Raw genomic sequence first — 19885 nt, 5'->3', positions numbered from 1 at the left:
TGCTTGGCGGTCATGATTTCGCAATCATACAGTAATATATTGAAACGTGTCGTCTTTCTACAAATTTCCATAGTCACATTTGACTACTAAACCTGTGTGATGCGGCCGAAAACGAATCGGCTTATAACCTCAATCATATTCGATGAACGGGTCGTCTGGAGCAATCGCTCCTTCGTCTTGGTTTGACGGCAAACATGCCGCGTATGCCTTGATGAACCACTGTATTGAACAGGGATAGGCGACATGTATATTCTACAAACACTGCCAAACTTTGCGGCCCGCGCTAATATTCTAGCAGCTGGTGCCAGCCTTTTGGCGATCACCGCCGTCCCTGCCGCCGCGCAGGAAGGCGAGTTTCCTTCCAATAAAGATCAGCACCCTGGCGAGATCGTCTACTCTCGCGATGTGCCATATGGCACGGCGACCCGGCGCATTTCCCAAGGTCAGGCCAGCACGGTTGCACCTGATCAATCCAAACTCATCCTCGAAACAATGCTTATCGGCCTAGAGCCGATGTCCGATGCTGACCAAGCTGGTGTCACAGCCCCACTCTCCCGCACCCTGAATGTGGCGAACCAAGCGGTCAGCATCGGACTAACCCCTGTCACAGGGCCGCAAAGCTCTGGCGATTTCACCCGCTCTGAAAGCGGCGCGAGTTCCACTGGCGGCATTGTCAGGAGCGGCCTCAGCGTCCTGCCATCTGCGCTCAGCGTAATCTCTCGCACAGCGGGGAGCGGACAATGAAAACCGCGCACCTCCTTCTTAGCAGCGCCGCATTGCTGCTGCCCGTTCTGGCGGCGCCGCTCTCGGCGCAAGAGGCCGAGGCAGAGCAAGACAGCATCGAGATCGCAGCGGACACGCTCAGCGACAATGGCGGACGCGTGGCGGTGAATATTGTTGCTGGCGATGGCAACCAGCAATTGGGCAGCGCCATCGTCGCCATGGGTGACATCGCGATCACCGGCCACAGCGCCGAGCAATTGATGGACGCGCCCAGCGGCGCTGACCGCGCCACCTCGATCACGATCGGCGCAGGCGCGCTTTCTAACAACACCGGCATGGTGAGCCTCAATCTCACCGCTGGCACACACAACCAGTCAGCCAATTTGGCGGCACTGGCTTTAGGAAACAATGGAGTGGTCTCTGACCAGATGCTCGCCCAGTCGAGCGCTCCCACAGATCCGGCGGGTTCACCAGCCCAAGCCCTCACTACCAGCAATGATCGCATCGATATCGATGACGCCGCATTCGCTGGGAACAGCGGGCTTGTGCAGGTGAATGTTGTCGGAGGCGAGAGGAATTCCTCTGCCAACACCTTCGCGCTGAACATCTCGGCCGGGGGCAAACCTTGAACCGAAGCAATGGAGTAAGGACTATGAAAAAGGTAATGCTAGCTACGGTGGCGGTTTCGGCTTTGGCCGTAACTGCCCCCGCCATGGCACAAGACGGCGGCGAAGTTGGAGGCCAAGACGGCGAATCCAGCCTTGAAGTTGATCTTCGCTATGCGAACAACATCGACACCAGTGTGACCACCGATGTCACCTATGAGAAAGACGTCGCCCTTCGCGGTGCCGTTCGTCTCCGGGGAACCATCGACGTCGACAGCTCAGCTGTTGCGGTCACTGATGCGAAGCAATTCCTCACCGGTGTAGTGGTAAACTACCGCGAGGAAAACGAGCTCAACGGCGAAAACGGCTTTGTCGACGCTGTCTATGGGCCCGGCTATAGTGAGCCAGGCGATCTGCCAGGCGGCTTCCTCGATGGTGATTTGCAGCCGCAAATTCGCGCTGGTTTCTTCGCACCGATCATCAACACGGTTGATGAGTTCAACGTCGATTCCTCGGGTAACATCGGGGTCAACCTGGCGGCTGGTTATTTCAACCAGCAAATGAACAGCGCGTCGATTTCTGTGTCGGCAAACAGCGATCCTGAAGCATCAGGCGGCTGGGCGGAAGCGTCCACCACCGGACTGCAATCACTGATCGGTGTGGCACAGTTCGCCTCTGAAGACTTCCTCGACGAGGATGATCCCGAAGCAGGCGGCGGCCGCAACAACTTCCGCGATCGCAACACCATTCTTGGTGCGACGATTACGGGATCAGGCAATATCGGCGTCAACGTGGCGGCAGGCAGCCTCAATCAGCAATCCAACCTGATGACGCTGGCCACCGCAAACGATGCCGATCTGGCAGAGGCCAATGCTGGTCTGGTTCAAACCGCTCTGCTCAGCCGGGTTGAGCAGCAAGACAGCATCAACTCGATCTCTGGTCTCGATATCAGCGGTGCCTCAGGCAACATCGGCGTGAACTTCGCCGCTGGTGTCGGCAACCAGCAAACCAACTCGCTGACGATCGCAGCATCGCAAGGCGGCGGTGACGCCGGCGGCGGCGGCGCTCCTGGCGACGGCAGCTGATCAATTGCCCGCGCGGGCGGGGGAGAGGAGACCTTACCTTCTCCCCTCCCCCACCTTCCCCAGCCGCGCAAACGGCTTGGGGAAGGTCCCCCGCTCGCAAAAGCGAGGGGAGCCCTCTGCCCGAAGCATGGAGCAGGTTTACAATGTCTCAGAATTCACTCTTCCGGTCAAAAATACGCTGCCTAGCGTTGGCTGGCGTGTGCGCGGCGATACTCTCTGCCTGCAGCACCGCTCCGGCTGGAAAGACCCCGGTCTGGCTCGGCCAGATCTCCCCAGGTTCCCCCGTGATCAGCGCGCAGCCGCGCAGCTGGAAAGCGCAGAAATTCGATCATCTCGTGCGGCAAGAAGCCGACTTTAGCTGCGGCGCAGCGGTGCTCGCGACGATTTTCAACTATGCCTATGGGCACAGCACGACCGAGCGGCAGGTCCTGGTCAACATGCTCAAGATCGCGGATCCTGACATCGTCCGGCAAAAGGGTTTTTCGCTGCTCGATATGAAGACCTATGCGACGTCTCTCGGTATGAGCGCAGAAGGCTACCGGATCAGCTATGATCAGCTCGCCAGCCTGGAATTTCCCGCCATCGTCCTGATTGATGTGCGCGGCTACAAACATTTCGTCATCGCTCGCAAGGTCTTCGGAGACAGGATCGCGATCGGTGACCCGGCCCTCGGCAATCGCACCATGACCCGCGACAAATTCGAAAGCGCGTGGAACGGCATTGCGTTTGTCGTCGTGGGCGAAGGCTATGACCCGGACAGCGTTCTGGTCGACCCGCCCTCACCTTTGTCTGCGCGGCGTCTGCTGATGACGACCGCCAGCCTGCCCGCGACCGAAGCCGCCGAATACGGCTTTTCACCCGGATATGATTTTTAACCCCCCTACGGCCCCCAAGGAGGATGCCATGCGCACGCCAACAACCAGACAAACGGCTCTAAAATCGAGTGTCACAGCAGCGGCGCTCTCCCTCTCCCTCGTCTACGCCGCGGGCTCTGCTCCAGCAGCCGCGAAGGATCACTTTGCCGCGCTCAGCGATCTTGGCGCGCCGGTGGATGATGAGGAGCTGGGCGAGGTGCGCGGCAAGTTCATCCGGCCAGGCGAAGTGTCGTTCTTTGGCATTTCCATGGTCACCAGCTGGCAGGATGAAAGCGGGATCACCACGACCGCGCGGTTGATGTTCAATATCAGCTTTCTGGACAATGGCAGCGGCGGCGATCCGGTTCCGCAATTGCTGGTGGGTTGGACCCGCGAGGGCGACCCAGCGATGGATGTGACCGACAGCCATTCCGGCTACACCCCGGTCATCACAGCGCAAGAAGTGCTGCCCGTGGGAGAGCTCGGCAGCACGCAGGGCGCAGCGCAAGCGAACATCATCGCAGGCGCAGACAATTCCGCGATCAATGGCATGCAGATCGCTCTGGTCCCGTCGTCAGACATTGCCGCGCTCAATACCGATGGCCTCACCCCGATCACTGAGACAACCGGCACGTCCTTTGCCGATGGTGACACGCTGGAATTCCGTGTCGGCACCAATGAGCTAGCGCTCGCTCTGTCGGGCAATGGCGGCAGCGACAGCGCGCTGCAAAGCGTCGGCGGTGATCTTGGCCGGATGCTGCAGCAGACCACGATCAACAGCGATGGCAATCTGGTCGGCAACACCGCCGCGATCATCATCGGAACGGACATCGGATCGACTGAATTCAACGCCGTGCGCGCGACAGAGGCCCTGTCCGTGATGCGCGGCCACGGTTTTTAAAGCAGCAATTTTCAAAGGTGGTAAGGCCATGAAAAATCTCTCTCTCATCACGCTAGCGGCGGCTGTGTTTGCGGCATCCGCCTCCGCTCAGGCAGAAAACGCCAGCGGGCAATTCGCGGTCGAAGGACCGGGCAGGCTTTCCTGCGCCGCCTTCACCGATGCGCGCAGTGACAAGGGCTCGGCGGAATTCCAGCGCCTCATCGGCTTTGTCGAGGGCTATCTCAGCGCGGCCAACCGCTATGAGCCCAACACCTTTGATCTGTCACCGTGGCACAATGCGGCGGCGTTTGACCTGATCTTAGAGAAGCACTGCAGCGAAAATCCCGAGGACACGATCGTCGGCGTGGCGCAAAAAATGGTCTCGGCCCTGCGCCCAGTGCGCGTTGCCGACTATTCGCCAATGGTTGAGGTTGGCGCGGGCGAGAACCGCGCTTTTGTCTACAAAACCATCCTGCGCCGCACTCAGGCCGCCTTGCGTTCACGCGGGCTGTATGAGGGCGAGGAAAACGGCAGCTACTCGCCGCAAATGCGCGATGCGCTGCTCGCATTCCAGAAACAGAGTGATCTTTTTGAAACCGGCGTGCCCGATCCGGCCACGCTTTGGACGCTGCTCAATCCGTAACCGCGGATGAGCTTAACCAGACGGGTCGTCAGGTAAGGGGACGAAAGTCATGGACCGCACATATATACGAGCCGCCTTGATCGCGAGCAGTGCAGCCGCGCTCACGCTGCCGTTCTCGGCATCGGCGCAGGACCTCGAGACCGAGGTTGAGCAATTGCGCGCGCAAGTTGCTGAAATGGAACAGCGAGAGGCGCGCGCCAATGCCCGTTTGCAGGCGCTAGAAGCCAGGCTGCTGCGCATCGAGGCAGAGCCCATTTCACCCGGCGAAGCGCTGACCATCAGAGGCCGCGCTGTGCCAGCTCAAGCTCGGCCGATGACGCTCAACCCGTCGCTGGATAATTTGCGCGGCGCCTATCCAACCCTCAGCCGCGAAGGCGAGGCGAGGCTGGTGCAGATACAGCAAGCGGAAGACGCAGCCCAAGATCCCGGACTGGGCGATCAGCCAGAGGAAGAAAGCGTTCAAAAAGCGCCCGATGCCTCTGCCGCAGTTGAAGATATCGTTCAGGAACAACAGGGCCTCCAAACCAGCCGCTGGGGCGCCGATCTATCGGTAGGCTACTCCCGCTTCAGCGATGCCCGGATCAACCTCGATGGCTTCCTGGCATTGGATGCAATCTTCCTCGGCACGATCAGCATTGATGAAGTGGACGCTGACATTTTCACCAGCGAGGCGACACTTCGCTATGGTGTGAATGACAAGCTGTTCCTCGATGCCAGCGCGCCCTTCCTCTACCGCACATCAACCTTCCGCAGCGGCGGGGCAGGCGGCGCGGCCAACACGCCGGTTGAGGCGACCGTGAGCGATGGCGGGCTCGGCGATATGAGCGTCGGGGCGAGCTATCAATTGCTCGCCGAGACTTTGCGCCGCCCGAATGTCGTGCTGAGCGGCCGGGTCAAAGTGCCGACCGGGCAAGAACCGTTCGGGATCGATTTTGTCGAAGTCGTCGGCAGTGAGGGCAATCTGCAAGTGCCTGAGAAACTCGCCACAGGTAGCGGCGTCTATGGGGCATCGCTCGGCGTCTCCGTGCTCAAATCGCTTGATCCGCTGGTCGTGTTCGGCAGCGTGAATTACTTCCGCAATTTTGAGCGCAACTTTGGCGATATTGACGAGAGCCCTGGTCCGCAGCCGGGCCGGGTCGATGTCGGCGATGCCGTGCAATTGGGGGCGGGCTTGGCCTTTGCGCTCAATGACCGCTCAAGCATTTCAATGTCCTATTCGCAGCGTGTCGTTGGGCGGTCCCGCGTGCGGCTGGATGGCCAGGACTGGCAGCGGATCGTCGGCAGCCAGGCCAATGTCGCGCTGGTCAATTTGGGTGCCACGTTCTCACTGGGACAGCAGCTCTCGCTGGTTTCAACCGTCGGGATTGGCCTAACTGATGACAGCCCCGACATGGTGGTCGGTCTGCGCCTGCCATACCGTTTCTGAAAACTGCCCAAAGCAAGCCGGAGGACGCAAATGTCTTAGCTTCCCACTAAGTAGAAATGACCATTATGGCGGCATGTCAAAGCTCGCTTGACCGAGCGAAAACAAACACTTTGCGCTGACTGATGGTCAAAACCGATCAATTCTGGACGTGTCTATGGCGCAGCGCTTTTGCCCGAATCGGGCGATTCCGTTAACCATGATACGTGAAAAATTCAGATCCCCAGACTATTCAGCGGCAACACGCAGCCGACTTGCTCGCCAGTTTGACGGACCGTCAGACAGAGGTGATGGAGCATGCCGCCGCCCATTTGCCCAATAAAGAAATCGCCCGCAAACTCGGCCTATCGCCCAGCACGATCGAGCAACGCTTTCAATATGTGAAGGCAAAGCTCGAAACCTCTGACCGCGCATCAACGATCCGCGAATATGTTCGCCTGCGCACCATATGCGGCAAAACCGCATATGGTTTTTCCCATCTCGATCCAGAGCCTGAACTTGACCAATTCCAGTCTCAAGACGCGGTTCAAGACGATCGAGCGGCGCGGCCGAATAAGGCTGCTGATGACTATTCATCGCTCGATTTTCCGCCCTCGCGCCTTGAGGTATTGGATGGAAAATACGGCCCTTGGTGGCGGTTTTTGGTGATCTTCACAATCGCCTTCACAATCGCCGCAACAGCCCTGATTGTCACCGCAATCAGCGTAACAATGGGCGATATTCTCTAACCATGCCTGCAACCCCTTAATGCACGTTGGTGCGCATGGAGAATATTATGAAAATGACCGCACAAGATCACGAACTCGCCAATCAAATCAGCGAACTCAATCACCTGCTGGCGGCCGATACTGACACCAATCTGGGCCAAATTGGCGAACTGCTGAGCCTCGCGACCAAAGCCCGGATCGAGATGGACGTCGATGTCATCGACGGCCAGCGCCCGATCGGCCATCTCACCGATGCGATGCGCAGTGTCGCCGAGGCGCGCAAGAGCCTTGCATTGGCGCACGCCGCGATGGATAAGATTATCAAAGAGACGAACGGGCCTTGGGAATGCCCAGACCGCGCGTCGGCTTCAACACCAGCACAATTGCTAAAGATCGCGAGCTAAAACCCTTGTCACTGCCAGACTTCAGCGAACCCGGCATCTTGCTGTACTACAGCATTTGGTTGGGCGCGCTGGGTCTGGCAGCCTTTCGCGGCGGCGCCCCTGAAAGAGCTGGGGCCAGTTTCGTGGCCGCTACGTTCCTGGTGCAGAGTATAGCTTACGCTTCCGTAGCCCCTAAGTTCTGGGAAGTAGATGCAGTCGGCCTGTTAGCCGACGCAATAGGCTTTGTTGCCTTTGGAGCTATCGCGCTCAACGCAAAGAGAATTTGGCCTTTGTTTGCCGCTGGGCTGTATCTGATCAGCCTATCAGCTCATTTTGCACGCCAAGTGGAAGACGACGTGGTTGCCTTGGCTTACACAACCATGTCAGCGGTACCCTCTGGAGTAGCGTTGCTGCTCATAATTTTTGGCACATTGTTTCACCAAAGACGGCTCAAGAAATCAGGCGAGGACCTACCCTGGGCTGATTTTGAGCTGTGGCGAGAATTGTGGCGAGCCCCATCCAAGCAATATATCGACGAGCATAGGATGGCGTTTTCGCGCAGTTGGATCGGAGCGCCGGTCGCATCCTGTGGTTTGCTGCTGATCTGCTATTGCATCAGCGCTTTGGTGATACCCGAAACCCCAGAAATCGCGCTCGGCACGGTGACCGCTCTGTCGGTCATGGGTCTTGCCTCAATCGCTGGCGGGTTATGGCTGCACCAGCGCGAAACAGCGCGACACTTGGCTGAGACCAAAGCATTTCGCGACAAATGGAAATTCGGCGTACCAATGCCGCAATCCGCCATGCGGCTGAAAAACCAGCGCAACCATCCAAAATAGCGAGATAAGACTTGGCATTGCCAGATTTCAACGAGCCGAGCGTTGTACTGTTTTTCAGTATTCTAGCTTTGGCTGCCGTGTTGTCATTCTGGCGAGGCGGGGCGCCGGAGAAATCCGGCGCCTTTTTTATGGTTTGGATGATATTCATCCAGAGTATCGCCTATGGCTCTGTGTCAAATCGGTTCTGGGAAGTAGACCCAGTAGCATTGCTCGGCGACTCGATTTTGTTTGTAGGGTTCGGAGCAATCGCGTTAACTGCAAGAAGGATCTGGCCATTGTTTGCCGCTGGCCTGCAGTTGATCAGCCTTTCAGCGCATTTTGCGAGACAAGTCGAAGATGATATTATCGCTTTAGCTTACGCAACGATGAAGGTTGTTCCCACAGGCCTGGTGTTGTTGCTCTTAATCATGGGCACATTATTCCATCAACGCAGGCTCAAGAAATCAGGGGAAGACCTGCCCTGGGCTGATTTTGAGTTGTGGCGGGAATTATGGCGAGCGCCATCCAAGCAATATATCGACGAGCATAGGATGGCGTTTTCGCGCAGTTGGATCGGAGCGCCGATCGCATCCTGTGGTTTGCTGCTGATCTGCTATTGCATCAGCGCTTTGGTAATACCCGAAACTCCGGAAATCGCCCTCGGCACAGTGACAGCTCTGTCGGTCATGGGTCTTGCCTCAATCGCTGGCGGGTTATGGCTGCACCAGCGCGAAACAGCGCGGCATTTGGCCGAGACCAAAGCATTTCGCGACAAATGGAAATTCGGCGTGCCCATGCCGCAATCCGCCGCTGCGGCTGAAACTAGACTGGCTTAAGCGTTCGTAAGGCGCGGCGTAGCCAGCATAGATTTTCCTACGCGGCTGCACTTTGGTATTTCAGCAGCCATGCTGGCCTGCCCGAAACACCAATCTTGGCGCCTTGTTTTGAGCTTGGAACGGCTGACCGCCAAAAGTCACACTTCCTACAGGTTGATGGCACTTAAGCCTCTGTACTTAAATATGAAATCTCAAAAGTCACACTTTCGCAAATCGCATCTGTGTTCCAAGCCCCAAACGCCCCGCTCAAAGTCCGTGCAAAATTACCGAGGCATTTCAGCCACAAACGTGATAGAGGCCTTGCCGTCATACCCTCGCAAAAGGAGCCGCTCTATGTTGTCCCACCGTCTTTCCCGCCCTGTTTTGGCCTTCGCAATGATCGGCGCATTGGCCGCCTGCGGCGAGACCGCTGACGATGCAGCGGCGCCTGAGGCGGTCGAAGTCGCCAGCGAAGACGCCTCGATCATCGAGGTTCGGCAGAACAACTTTGAGGAAATTGGCGACGCGTTCAAAGCGATCCGCGGACAACTCGAAGCCGAAGCGCCAGACTTCAGCGTGATCGAAGCGAGCGCAAACACGATCAACACCAATGCGCAAAAGATCCCAGACCACTTCCCGGAGGGGACCGGCGTGGATTCGGGCGCAGATACTGAAGCGCTGGAAAGCATTTGGGAGAAGCCTGAAGAGTTCGCTGCCGCTGCGCAGAAGCTGGTCGACACCAGCGCGGCCTTGGCAGCCGCCGCTGGCACGGGCGAAATCGCCGCAGTGGGTGAAGGCGTGAAGAACATGGGCGGATCGTGCAAAGCCTGCCACGACAACTTCCGCCTCGATAAGGACTGAGTAAGGCGCTCTGGCTGAGCGGCGCGGTTAGCGTGCAGCTCGCTGCAAGAGCAACTCTCGAACCGGCTCAGGAGTGATCCATGTTGCCGCAGAAGACACCGATTTGGGACTGGCCCGTGCGGCTCTCGCATTGGGGCTTTGCGCTGCTCGTCCCTACTATGTGGTGGACCGCCGAAAACGGCGAGATGGGCTGGCACATGCGCCTTGGATTGGTGCTGCTGGCGCTGGTCCTCTTCCGCATTCTATGGGGCCTAGTCGGCAGCCAGACGGCGCGCTTTGCCGGCTTCCTCCGCACACCGATCGCAGGCCTGCAGGACCTCATAGGCCGTCACAAACGCAGCCCTTCGGCGATTGGTCACAGCCCTTCGGGCGGGTGGAGCGTAGCCGCCTTGCTGCTGATGATGCTCGCTCAGGCCGGCATGGGCCTGTTCGCAGGTGACCCCTATGACGGCGCGACAGGACCGCTCAATTCGCTAGTCGGAGTGATGACAGCTGACTGGCTGACCGACTGGCATGAGACCGGCTTCTGGGTGCTCGTCGCCCTAATCGCACTGCACTTGCTTGCAGTGTTCGGATACCAGTTCCTCGGCAAGCGTGACCTCATCGGTCCGATGATCACCGGTTCGCGCACGTTCGATAGGCCAGTGGCGGGCAACAGCGGCGGGTCGACATTCAGAGCGCTTGTGTGCCTGGCATTGGCGGGCGGCGTCTCGATGGCAATCGGAACCGGCATGGCCGCGCGTTGGCTAGGCGGCGGATAACGGTGCAATCTCAGTGCCTTCGCTCAAATACGACGCATTCACTCCGATTTTCGGGAAACAGCGGCATAATCAAGCGTTAGGTCAGAAACGAAATACACATTTTGACCTGAGGGAACTGATACGTGATTAACAAAGTGAGCGAAGCCCTACGCGACTTCCTCAAGCAGGAAAGCGCGGGCGGCATAGTCCTGATTGCGGCGGCGGCACTGGCTCTGCTGGCCGCAAATTCGCCTTTCGCCGCCGCCTATTTCGATGGCTTGGGCACGCAAGTGACCGTCGCGGTTGGCAGTTTCTCCATCGATAAGGCGCTGATATTGTGGATCAATGATGGCCTCATGGCGGTGTTCTTCTTCCTCATTGGATTGGAAGTGAAGCGCGAGGTTATCCAAGGCCAGCTCTCAAGCTGGGACAAGGCCTCGCTCCCGCTCGTCGCGGCGATTGGCGGCATGGCGATCCCGGCGCTCATATTCCTGTCAATCAATTCAGGCACCCCGGCAAACCAAGCGGGTTGGGCGATCCCAGCGGCAACCGACATCGCCTTTGCGCTCGGCATCTTGTCGCTGCTTGGCCCGCGCGTGCCCGTGGCACTGAAAGCTCTGCTGCTCGCGATTGCGGTGATCGACGACATTGGCGCGATTGCCATCATCGCCCTGTTCTATTCAGGCACGCTCGACACCGATATGTTGATCGGCGCGGCGGTCGCCTTTGCCGCGCTGATTGCGGTCAACCGCATGCGGATTGGGTCCAGCATTCCTTACGTGCTGCTGACCATAGTGATGTGGGTCTTCGTGCTGAAATCCGGCGTTCACGCAACACTGGCAGGTGTTGCCGCGGCAATGACCGTTCCGCTGGTCGCTCGCGGTGGATCAGAGCCGCTGCTGCGGATGGAGCATGCCCTACACCCGTGGGTAGCGTTCATGATCATCCCCATCTTCGGCTTTGCCAATGCTGGTGTCAGCCTGACCGGTATTTCACCAGCTGATCTTGCGGCGCCGCTGCCGCTCGGGATCGCACTCGGCCTGTTGATTGGCAAGCAGATCGGCATCTTCGGCTTTGCCTTTGTCGCTGTGAAGGCAGGCTTCGCCAAGCTGCCAGAGGACGTAAACTGGCGCCAGATCCACGGTCTCTCCCTGCTCGCAGCCATCGGCTTCACCATGAGCCTGTTCATTGGCAATCTCGCCTTTGCAGACCCGGCTCAGGTTGATGCGGTCAAGCTGGGCGTGTTGTCAGGATCGCTGGTGTCGGCTTTGGCAGGCTTCTTCTTGCTGAAGATTTCCCTGCCTAAGGAGCCTGCACAGGCTCCGGCAGAAGCTGCAAGTGTTGCGTCCTGATTTGAGGGGCTTACAGCACGGGGCATGAGAGAGCCCGCGCTGAAGACAATCGAAATTGGGGGCCGCCGCCTCGCCTATTGGGAATGGGGCGGCGGCCCCGAGGATCGCGGATCGCCCCTGGTCTTTGCGCATGCAACGGGCTTCCATGGCCGGGTGTTTGATCCGATTATCGAGCGCTTTGCCGAGCGGAGCATCATCTCGCTGGACCTGCGCGGGCATGGCCAGTCAGAGGGCGGTCCAATCGGCAATTGGGCTGAAATCGCCGATGATATCGCGGCCATGCTTGCCCACCTCGGCCTGAGCCAAGTGATCGGAATTGGGCATTCGATGGGCGCGCATGCAATGCTGCAGGCGGCGCATGACCATCCGCATCTCTTCAAGCAGCACATTCTGTTTGATCCAACCGTGCTGCCGCCTGAGTTCTATGAACTGGGACAAGACCTGTTCACTGCTGAGAACCCTCATCCGGCGGTGCGGCGCAAGCGCGACTTTGCCTCGGCTGAGGCGATGATGGAGCGGTTTGAGAACCGTGAGCCTTACAGCCTGTTCGACCACCGTGTCTTCGCCGATTATTGTCAATATGGGCTCCTGCCTGCCGAAAATGGCGAGGGAATGGAGCTGGCCTGCTCGCCCGAGGTCGAGGCAGGTGTCTATGCCAGCAGCCGCAGCAACAGCGGCATTCATGCAGCCAGTACCAAGGTGGGAATCCCAGTGCTGATCGTGCGGGCCAAGCAGACCGGGCTCAGCGACTTCAAATCCTCGCCGACCTGGCCGGGATTGGCATCAGCGATGCCCAATGCGACCGACATGCATAGGCCGGACCGCACGCATTTTCACCCGCTGGAAGACCCAGAGGATGCCGCGCGGATTATCGCCGAGGCTCTGCTCGACTAGGCCCCGCCAGCGCATTGCGGCTATGCCGCCTCGGGGACGCTCCCGTTGACGTTGCCCGGCTCATTCACCGACCGTGCCGCTTGCAAAAGATCGTTGAGATCACCGCGCACGGCCACGATTTCGTCCAGTATCGGCCGGGCCAAATTGCGCCGGATCTGCGCAGCTAGCCCGCCGTAGAACTGCACCAGAGCCTCGCGCAAAGGATTGTCGGAAGCAACCCCGCGGCACAGCCACAAGGTGATCCCATGCGCACGGGACAGGGGATCGCGCGCGGCCGACCCGCCGACTGCGCAGGCAAGCTCCGCCTGGCGCAAAGCTGTAACCGCCTCCTCCAGACAAATCCGGGTGAGGTCATCGCCGCCGGATGCTTCAATCCGGGCATCAAGGTCAACCTTGCGATACGCCGCAGCGGGATTTTGGGAAAATGGTCTCATATCCTATTCCCTAATTGCGGTTGAGGTCAGCCTGCGCCTGCAGGAAGTCGAGTGTCGACTGTGATGCGGTGACCCGGCGCTCAGCGGCCAAGAGGTTGCTGGAGAGCCGTTCGCGCAGGCGCTCCTGCTGCTCGGCAATTTTGATCAGGCGATCTTCATTGTTTTCAATCTGGCTTTGATATCGGGCCACCGACCCGCCAAGTGAACCCGGATCGCCGCTGGTCGTGTTGGCGCGGGTTAGATTGTCCATGGTCGCAAACAGGCCAAACGGGCCGGTGGTGAACATTGCCGCCGCTGCCTCTGGCGAGGCCGCTAAGGTTTCGTTCAAACGCTCCGTATCCAAACGGAACGTGCCATCGCGGTTGAGCGAGAGGCCTATGTCGCCCAGCGTTCGCGGCTCGCCTTCGAGCGCCGTTGGCATCACGATCTCGCTGCTCAAACGGCCCAAATCGCGCCTCAGTTCACGCGCGCCAGGGTCCGCGCCCAGTTCGCCGCTGAACGCATTGGCGCTTTCGTTCAATTGCTGTGTCAGCTCGTTAAGAGCGGAGACGAAATCACCCATCACGCCGGTGATCGCCGAGGTGTTGTTTGAGAAGCTGATGGTGGTGGGCTCGCCGACATTGGTCGCGGTCAGCTCCAGCGTCATGTTCTCAGGCAGGCCGGTCACGGTGTTGCTGGCGCTGCTGATCTCGACCGTGTCGAGCGAGAAAAGTGCATCGCGAGAGGATTGGCGCAGTTCGCCACTGTCACTGGCTGGATTCCAAGAGAGATAGCTCAAATCGCCTGGCGTTGCGGTCGGCGAAGCGGCGCTGCTCTCGCCCTCGATCACGAAGCCATTGGCTGCGCCTTCTTCGCCCTTGATCACCAATTGCGCGCCATTCGTCCCTTCGGCGACATAAGCGGTGAGCGCGCCCCCGCTGGCGCTGGTGATTTTGCCGGCCAAGCTCTCCAAAGTGTCGCTGGCCTCGACCGCGATTTCGAGCGGGGTGTTTGAGGTGTCCTCGGTGAAGCTCGCGCCATCAACCGTGCCGAAGCGGAACCGCAGGGTGCCCTCTCCGACGCTGTCTTCGCCGCTGGCGAAGGCGCCCGACGTGAGCAATTGCTCCTGCGCGAGCTGACTGACTTCCAGCGAGTAATTGCCCTGCGGATTGGTGCCCGCCAAGACCGACGCACTTGCAACTGCGCTGTTCGCGACATTTACCGTCGGGGCGAGGTCACCATTGCGGATCCGATCACCCAGCGAGCTCGTCAAATTGGTCAAGGAATTGCGCAGCAAGGACGCCGCCGAAATCCGCGCATCGAGCGTTTGGTTGCGAGTCTCCAATTGCTCCCGGCGAAATCCAAAGCTGGCCTCGGAAATGTCATTGGCGAGCTGAGAGAAGTTGATGCCGCTGCCGACACCAAGGGTTGCGATGATTGAAGAGCCGGGGTTTGTCGTTTCCATGCCTCATAGGACGGCGCGGGGCGGGCAGGTTTAAGCGGTGTTCTTTGCCTCTTTTGCGCGGCCATCGGCGTCGAATTGCAATTCGGATGGGACTTCAATCGCCGGGCGGCGCGGTTTCTCGCCGCGTTTGAGCGACATGACGAACGCCACCAGCGAGGCAATCGCGATATAGAGCTCCTCTCGCACCATCTGATTGGCGCGCGTGGTGAAATACACCGCGCGCGCCAATTGCGGATATTGGAGAACCGGAAGATCGCGTTCAGCGGCAATCTCTCGCATCGCCAGCGCGGTTTCATCCCGCCCCTTGGCGAGCACCACTGGCGCGGGCGCGAGTGCCGGATCGTAGGTAAGCGCGACTGAGAAATGGGAGGGGTTTACGATCACGAACTGCGCATCCGCCATCGCCTTCGCCACCCCGCCTCGGGCCAAATCACGTTGTCGTTGGCGCCGGGCCATGCGCATTTCCGGCGAGCCTTCGGTTTGCTTGGTCTCATCGCGCATATCCTTGTGCGACATCTTCAGCTTGCCAATGCTGGCGCACAAGCTGGATCGGGTAGTCGATCATGGCAATGATAAGCAGGCCGATCGCGAGCAGGCTGAGCAGCGTCACCATCGAATCCCATGCAAAGGCGAGCTGCGATTCCAGCTCGCCGCGCCCTAGGCCAAGCAGGTTGGCGATATTGCCGCTGACCCACCACCATGCGATCCCGCCAAGTAGCACGAGCTTCAATACGCTCTTGCCAAGCTCAATCAGGCCCTGCGTGCCGAACATCCGCTTTAACCCGGATCCCGGATTGATACGCGATCCTTTAAACGCCATGTTCTTTGGCACAAACCGGCCATCGCCTAGCAGCAATTGCGAGGCGGCAGTGATGATGATCACAACCACGCCCAGCACAAAAATCGGTGGCAACAATTCGTCGCGGGCAAATCCTATCATCGCCATGGGAGCGACTGCGCCGATTGTCCCATGATCGAACCGGAAAGAGGCGTAGGCGACCGCATAAATACCGTCCAAAAGCCACGGCCCGATGAACAAAAGAGCAAAGCCGCCGCCAGCAATTGCCGCCGCCGTTGCCACTTCGCGGGAGCGCAGAACATCGCCTTTTTGCGCGGCATCCTTCTTGCGTTTTTCAGTGGGTTCAAACTGCTTTTCGCCGGAATTGTCTTCGCTCATGATGCGCCCGCCTGTGGGCTGACAAGACGCGCGACCTCCGCGAGCGCTATCTCGATAACGCTGGTCATCTGCTCAATGACGATGGGCATGACGATGATAAGCGCCGCCAGCCCAGCCAGAGTGCCCGTCGGCAGACCAAGGGCAAACAGGTTGAGCGCAGGGGCCGAGCGCGAGATGACGCCAGTTACCAATTGCACCAGCAGCAAGACCAGAACTACGGGCAGCGAAATCGCCGCTGCGACGGCAAAGCCGTAGCCAGCAAACATCACCATATCGCGCGCATTGTCCGCGCCAAAAGCAAACTCGCCCGCGGGCAGCACGCGGTAGCTCTCGATCAGCAGGTCAAACCACAGCAAATGCCCGCCAATCACGAAGAAAAGCAGGTTGAGCAGCAGCGTGAGATATTGCCCAAGCGCGCCCGATTGTGCCCCGCTGTTGGGGTCAATCGAAGTGGCGATGGCCAGGCCCATAGTCCCAGCGATCTGCTCACCGACGAGCAACGGCACTGTAAAGGCAATCTGCAAGACAAAGCCCAAAGCGACGCCGATCAGCACCTCTTGAAGCAGCGCAAGCACGGCCGCAAATGACATCATCTCTGGCGGGCTAGGCAAAGGCACCCAGGTCGCGACGAAAAACGCCAGGACAATCGCCAGCATCGCGCGCATTTGCATCGGCACCGCGATGCCGCCAACCATTGGCGCTGCAAGCATGGCCGCTCCAACCCGGACGGACAGGAACAGCAGAGCCCACAGCTGCTCCTCCAGCGAGCCAAATCCGGGATCGAGTAAGAGCATCTTGGGTCAGCCGCGCGAGCGCTAACCTGAAACCAGGGCGATTTGCGCAAAGATCTCGCGCATGAAATCGCCCAGCAGCGCCATCATCGTGCTGCCCAAGACCACAAACACGATGGCGACAAAGGCCAGCTTTGGCACGAAGGTGAGGGTCTGTTCGTTGACGGAGGTCGCGGCCTGAATGATGCCAACGATCAGGCCGACTGCCAGCGCGGCGAGCAGAACAGGGGCGGCAATCAGCGCCGATACCCATAAGGTCTGGTCGGCGAGCGCGAGCAATTGTGCGTCTTCTTGCATGGTATGCTTTGCCCTTCTGGCTCTATCCAAAGCTCATGGCGAGCGAACCCATCAGCAGCGCCCATCCATCAACCAGCACGAACAGCAGCAGCTTAAACGGCAGCGAGACGATCGTCGGTGACAGCATCATCATACCAAGGCTCATCAACACGCTGGCGACCACCAGGTCGATCACCAAAAACGGCAGGAACAGCATGAAACCGATCTGAAATGCGGTTTCGAGTTCGCTGGTCACAAAGGCGGGAAGCAGGATCGAGAACGGCACATCATCGGGACTGGCGAATGGAGCGACGCCGGCGATATCGACGAACATGATGAGGTTCGCCTCGCGCGTTTGACGCATCATAAATTCATGAAAGGCCTCGCCAGCGGCGGCGATTGCGCCGTCCGCACCAAGTGTGCTCGAGCAGCATAGGGTTCGATCGCATTGGCGTTCACCACGCTTAGCGTCGGGGCCATCACAAACATTGTCAGGAACAGCGAGAGGCCGACGAGCACTTGGGTCGGCGGACTGCCCTGTAGCCCAAGCGCTTGCCGCAAGATTGATAGCACCACCATGATCCGCAAAAAGCTAGTCATCATCAGCACCAGAGCGGGCAGGATGGTGAGCAAGCTCATCAGGATGAGCAATTGCAATGAGAAGGTCAGCGGCGTGTCTTCCCCGCTTTCGCCATTGCCCAAAGCCCGCTCTATCGCGGTGCCAATGCCTGGCGTTTCCAGCGCAGGCGCGGCGGCGGTCGTTGGGGCTGCCAGTGCTTCAGCAGGCAGGCCAATACCAAGTCCGATACCGCTCAGAAGCAGTGCAAAGGCTAAGCCCATGCGGATCATTTCACCTCGCCTGTATCAAGCGAAAGCGCACTATCTTCCGCCTCGGTCCGGGCATTCGCTTCACCCAGCCTAACCATGCCCTGCCGCGTGCAGCCAAGCAGGATTTCCCGGTCATGAAACCGCACAACCGCAAGCCGCATACCCGGGGCAAGCAGGCTTGTTTCGACCAATTGCATCGTGCGCCCCTGCGCGCCCGCTTTGTTCAGCCGGGTTTGCAAATATCGCGACAGCTTAAGGCTGCCCCAGATGAGCAGCGCCATCAGCGGCAGAAGCAGCGCAAGGCGCAGGAAGTATTCGCCCATCATGGCGCGGCATCTCCTGCAGTATCGTCCGGCACAGGCGCCTCCGCCGGTACGCTGGCATCGGCCGCTGGTGCTTCTTCCCCCGCAAGGCTGACAATCCGCAGGGCAAAACGCCCATCTTGAGCGACAACCTCACCCTTGGCGATCTCGCGCCCATTGGCGGTCACATCGAGCAATTCGTCGGTCAGGCGGTTGAGCGGCACGACGCTGCCTTCGCCCAGCGCGAGCACATCCTTGAGCGGCAACTCAGTGCGACCAAGCTCCACCGCAAGGCGGACTTTCACTTCACCAAAACGGTGCAAAGGATTGGCGGAGATGGTCATGAAGGTAGCCTTTCGTGGCTAAGACGAGTGACTCGGATGGCCATATGTTCGTCCAAAGTGCCGACAGTCCCGCGGGCGAAGGGTTGATCATTCACCTGGAGCGGAATTTCGCGCGGCATGGAAAGCGGGATTTCATCGCCCGGACTGAGGTTCTCTAGCCCATCAAGCGACAGCTCAAATTCTGCCAAAATCGCATCAAGCGGCAGGGGGATATCGGCGAACGGTTTGGAGCGAGGATCAGCGGGTCCTCGTGCCGCCGCTAAACTGGCAGCATCCGAATTCAGGCCCGGCAACAAACCATCAAATTCTGCCGCTGGCAGCGCGATTCGCATCGACCACGGCTCTGTGCCCTCTGGCCCAAAGCTGAGGGAGAGCATCACGCAATCGCAGTCCGCCTCAAAGGGTTTGAGCCGAATGGCGCTCTCGCTGCGCACCACGACGTCGCCCGTTTGAGGCGAATCCGCACCGTCCGCCGCGCGCGAGATCGCTTGCGCCGTGACCAAGGCCAACCGGTCGATCAGGATCGCCGCTGACCTTGGCAACACATCGGGAGCCTCCGCTGGTATCTCTCCTTTGCCGCCAAACGAGCGGTCGGTGAGCGCCATGGCGTTGGCCAAATCAGCCGACAGCAACAGCGTTTGCTCCGCCGCGCCGCAGCGCAGCAGGCAATTGACCGCAACCGGGCCGATTTTGGCAAATATATCGCGGCCTTTCACGGGTTCAGGCTCACCCAGACTGACCACCAATTTTTCGCCCATGAAGATCGGCATCAAGTCGGCCTCCAGAAACGCTGTCACATCGCGCCGCCAAAGGCGCAGATATTCGGCCCGCTCCTCTGGACACGGCCCGCGCTCCGTCAGCTCCGGACAATGCTGAGCCAAGGCGCGTTCTGGCGCGAAGGAATGGTGCATATTCATTGGACCAGCAGCCCTTTGAAATGCACCGATTCAATGCCGCCAAATCCCTCTTCGGCCTCAAGCACATCATTAATCGCTTTGGTCAGACGGTTAGACAGTCCCTTTTTCCCTTCGACCGAGAACAAGTCCTCTTCGGGCGTCGCGGCCAGTTGCACCAGAATGGCAGAGCGGATCGCCAGCTCATGCTGTTTCACCCATTGGAGCACACGCCCATCATGCTGGGTCGAGACGGCCAGATCGGTCTGAATCAGCGAGGGCGAATTGAGCAGGTTCGAGGTGAAATTATCCTCAAAGCTGTAATAGGCGGTGCGATATTCGCTTCCGCCTTCGCCATGAACGACCGCGCCAGCATCATCATCGCCCGCTGGCGGTGGGTAGGGATCGGCTTCTCCTTTGCGGACCAATTGCGGCACGTCTGGCTCTTTTGGTCCGCCAGCATCCCCGATCAGCCCAGCAGCAAAGGCGCCGTAAGCCCCGCCCGCACCCACCGCGAGCAAGAGGACAGCGCCGATGATCATTTTCATCTTGCCGCCCTTGGGCTTTTCCTCATCATCTTTGTCTTTTTTCTTAGCCATCAGGCTTGGTCTCC

At 59.2% G+C, this 19885-nt stretch carries 25 protein-coding genes and 1 pseudogene; 15 read left to right on the top strand and 11 right to left on the bottom strand.

Features of this window, described 5'->3' with window-relative positions; translation table 11 throughout:
- The first annotated feature begins 243 nt into the window (after positions 1-243).
- The 15 genes from AC0V6U_RS16170 (at position 244) to AC0V6U_RS16100 (ending at position 12783) form a co-directional block, all read left to right on the top strand.
- Complete coding sequence (locus AC0V6U_RS16170) at positions 244-744, top strand: hypothetical protein (RefSeq protein ID WP_472644149.1); 501 nt, start codon at positions 244-246, stop codon at positions 742-744.
- Positions 741-1352 carry a hypothetical protein gene (locus AC0V6U_RS16165; protein WP_472644148.1) on the top strand — a complete coding sequence of 204 codons (612 nt, stop codon included), beginning with the start codon at positions 741-743 and terminating at the stop codon, positions 1350-1352. Before AC0V6U_RS16170 ends, AC0V6U_RS16165 begins: the two co-directional genes overlap by 4 nt.
- Before the next feature lie 23 nt (positions 1353-1375).
- Complete coding sequence (locus AC0V6U_RS16160; protein ID WP_472644147.1) at positions 1376-2413, top strand: hypothetical protein; 1038 nt, start codon at positions 1376-1378, stop codon at positions 2411-2413.
- Positions 2414-2556: 143 nt separating this feature from the next.
- Positions 2557-3288 (top strand): C39 family peptidase, encoded by a 732-nt coding sequence (locus tag AC0V6U_RS16155; RefSeq protein ID WP_486169525.1) that lies wholly within the window; start codon positions 2557-2559, stop codon positions 3286-3288.
- Between the two features lie 28 nt (positions 3289-3316).
- Positions 3317-4168 carry a hypothetical protein gene (locus AC0V6U_RS16150; RefSeq protein ID WP_472644145.1) on the top strand — a complete coding sequence of 284 codons (852 nt, stop codon included), beginning with the start codon at positions 3317-3319 and terminating at the stop codon, positions 4166-4168.
- A 28-nt stretch (positions 4169-4196) separates the two neighbouring features.
- Complete coding sequence (locus AC0V6U_RS16145; RefSeq protein WP_472644144.1) at positions 4197-4790, top strand: peptidoglycan-binding domain-containing protein; 594 nt, start codon at positions 4197-4199, stop codon at positions 4788-4790.
- 49 nt (positions 4791-4839) lie between these two features.
- Positions 4840-6216 (top strand): transporter family protein, encoded by a 1377-nt coding sequence (locus tag AC0V6U_RS16140; protein ID WP_472644143.1) that lies wholly within the window; start codon positions 4840-4842, stop codon positions 6214-6216.
- A gap of 203 nt (positions 6217-6419) precedes the next feature.
- On the top strand, positions 6420-6941 hold the full coding sequence (locus AC0V6U_RS16135; RefSeq protein ID WP_472644142.1) for a LuxR C-terminal-related transcriptional regulator: 522 nt from the start codon (positions 6420-6422) through the stop codon (positions 6939-6941).
- A 47-nt stretch (positions 6942-6988) separates the two neighbouring features.
- Positions 6989-7324: a hypothetical protein gene (locus AC0V6U_RS16130; protein ID WP_472644141.1), complete on the top strand. Its 336-nt coding sequence runs from the start codon at positions 6989-6991 to the stop codon at positions 7322-7324.
- Complete coding sequence (locus AC0V6U_RS16125; RefSeq protein ID WP_472644140.1) at positions 7267-8142, top strand: hypothetical protein; 876 nt, start codon at positions 7267-7269, stop codon at positions 8140-8142. The genes AC0V6U_RS16130 and AC0V6U_RS16125 overlap by 58 nt, the downstream gene beginning before the upstream one ends.
- A gap of 11 nt (positions 8143-8153) precedes the next feature.
- On the top strand, positions 8154-8957 hold the full coding sequence (locus AC0V6U_RS16120; RefSeq protein ID WP_472644139.1) for a hypothetical protein: 804 nt from the start codon (positions 8154-8156) through the stop codon (positions 8955-8957).
- A gap of 333 nt (positions 8958-9290) precedes the next feature.
- Entirely contained in the window at positions 9291-9797 is a 507-nt protein-coding gene (locus AC0V6U_RS16115; RefSeq protein ID WP_472644138.1) for a c-type cytochrome, read from the top strand.
- A gap of 80 nt (positions 9798-9877) precedes the next feature.
- On the top strand, positions 9878-10558 hold the full coding sequence (locus AC0V6U_RS16110; RefSeq protein ID WP_472644137.1) for a cytochrome b/b6 domain-containing protein: 681 nt from the start codon (positions 9878-9880) through the stop codon (positions 10556-10558).
- A gap of 122 nt (positions 10559-10680) precedes the next feature.
- The gene (nhaA, locus tag AC0V6U_RS16105) at positions 10681-11889 is read left to right on the top strand and encodes a Na+/H+ antiporter NhaA (protein ID WP_472644136.1); all 1209 of its coding nucleotides are present in this window, start codon (positions 10681-10683) and stop codon (positions 11887-11889) included.
- 24 nt (positions 11890-11913) lie between these two features.
- Positions 11914-12783, top strand: coding sequence for an alpha/beta hydrolase (locus tag AC0V6U_RS16100; RefSeq protein WP_472644135.1), 870 nt, complete (start codon positions 11914-11916; stop codon positions 12781-12783).
- Positions 12784-12803: 20 nt separating this feature from the next.
- Here the strand turns inward: AC0V6U_RS16100 and AC0V6U_RS16095 are convergent, their stop codons facing one another.
- The 11 genes and pseudogenes from AC0V6U_RS16095 to AC0V6U_RS16045 form a co-directional block, all read right to left on the bottom strand.
- Positions 12804-13217, bottom strand: coding sequence for a hypothetical protein (locus AC0V6U_RS16095; RefSeq protein ID WP_472644134.1), 414 nt, complete (start codon positions 13215-13217; stop codon positions 12804-12806).
- Between the two features lie 10 nt (positions 13218-13227).
- Positions 13228-14661: a flagellar filament capping protein FliD gene (gene fliD / locus AC0V6U_RS16090; protein WP_472644133.1), complete on the bottom strand. Its 1434-nt coding sequence runs from the start codon at positions 14659-14661 to the stop codon at positions 13228-13230.
- 30 nt (positions 14662-14691) lie between these two features.
- On the bottom strand, positions 14692-15177 hold the full coding sequence (locus AC0V6U_RS16085) for an EscU/YscU/HrcU family type III secretion system export apparatus switch protein (RefSeq protein ID WP_472644132.1): 486 nt from the start codon (positions 15175-15177) through the stop codon (positions 14692-14694).
- Positions 15152-15838, bottom strand: coding sequence for an EscU/YscU/HrcU family type III secretion system export apparatus switch protein (locus AC0V6U_RS16080; RefSeq protein WP_472644131.1), 687 nt, complete (start codon positions 15836-15838; stop codon positions 15152-15154). Before AC0V6U_RS16080 ends, AC0V6U_RS16085 begins: the two co-directional genes overlap by 26 nt.
- Positions 15835-16632 carry a flagellar biosynthetic protein FliR gene (gene fliR, locus AC0V6U_RS16075; protein ID WP_472644130.1) on the bottom strand — a complete coding sequence of 266 codons (798 nt, stop codon included), beginning with the start codon at positions 16630-16632 and terminating at the stop codon, positions 15835-15837. Before fliR ends, AC0V6U_RS16080 begins: the two co-directional genes overlap by 4 nt.
- 21 nt (positions 16633-16653) lie before the next feature.
- Complete coding sequence (locus tag AC0V6U_RS16070) at positions 16654-16926, bottom strand: flagellar biosynthetic protein FliQ (protein WP_472644129.1); 273 nt, start codon at positions 16924-16926, stop codon at positions 16654-16656.
- A gap of 22 nt (positions 16927-16948) precedes the next feature.
- A pseudogene (fliP, locus tag AC0V6U_RS16065) lies at positions 16949-17754 on the bottom strand (flagellar type III secretion system pore protein FliP).
- Positions 17751-18059, bottom strand: coding sequence for a flagellar biosynthetic protein FliO (locus AC0V6U_RS16060; protein ID WP_472644128.1), 309 nt, complete (start codon positions 18057-18059; stop codon positions 17751-17753). The pseudogene fliP and the gene AC0V6U_RS16060 overlap by 4 nt, the downstream one beginning before the upstream one ends.
- A complete protein-coding gene (locus tag AC0V6U_RS16055; protein WP_472644127.1) occupies positions 18056-18379 on the bottom strand; it encodes a FliM/FliN family flagellar motor switch protein in 324 nt (107 codons plus the stop codon). Before AC0V6U_RS16055 ends, AC0V6U_RS16060 begins: the two co-directional genes overlap by 4 nt.
- The gene (locus AC0V6U_RS16050) at positions 18376-19296 is read right to left on the bottom strand and encodes a FliM/FliN family flagellar motor switch protein (protein ID WP_472644126.1); all 921 of its coding nucleotides are present in this window, start codon (positions 19294-19296) and stop codon (positions 18376-18378) included. Before AC0V6U_RS16050 ends, AC0V6U_RS16055 begins: the two co-directional genes overlap by 4 nt.
- Positions 19293-19871 (bottom strand): flagellar basal body-associated FliL family protein, encoded by a 579-nt coding sequence (locus tag AC0V6U_RS16045; RefSeq protein WP_472644125.1) that lies wholly within the window; start codon positions 19869-19871, stop codon positions 19293-19295. The genes AC0V6U_RS16050 and AC0V6U_RS16045 overlap by 4 nt, the downstream gene beginning before the upstream one ends.
- Between the last annotated feature and the right edge of the window lie 14 nt (positions 19872-19885).

It is taken from the genome of Erythrobacter sp. W36 (assembly GCF_057364935.1).
The sequence above is the reverse complement of the archived record's forward strand: the minus strand, read 5'-3'. Positions and strand labels throughout refer to the sequence as shown.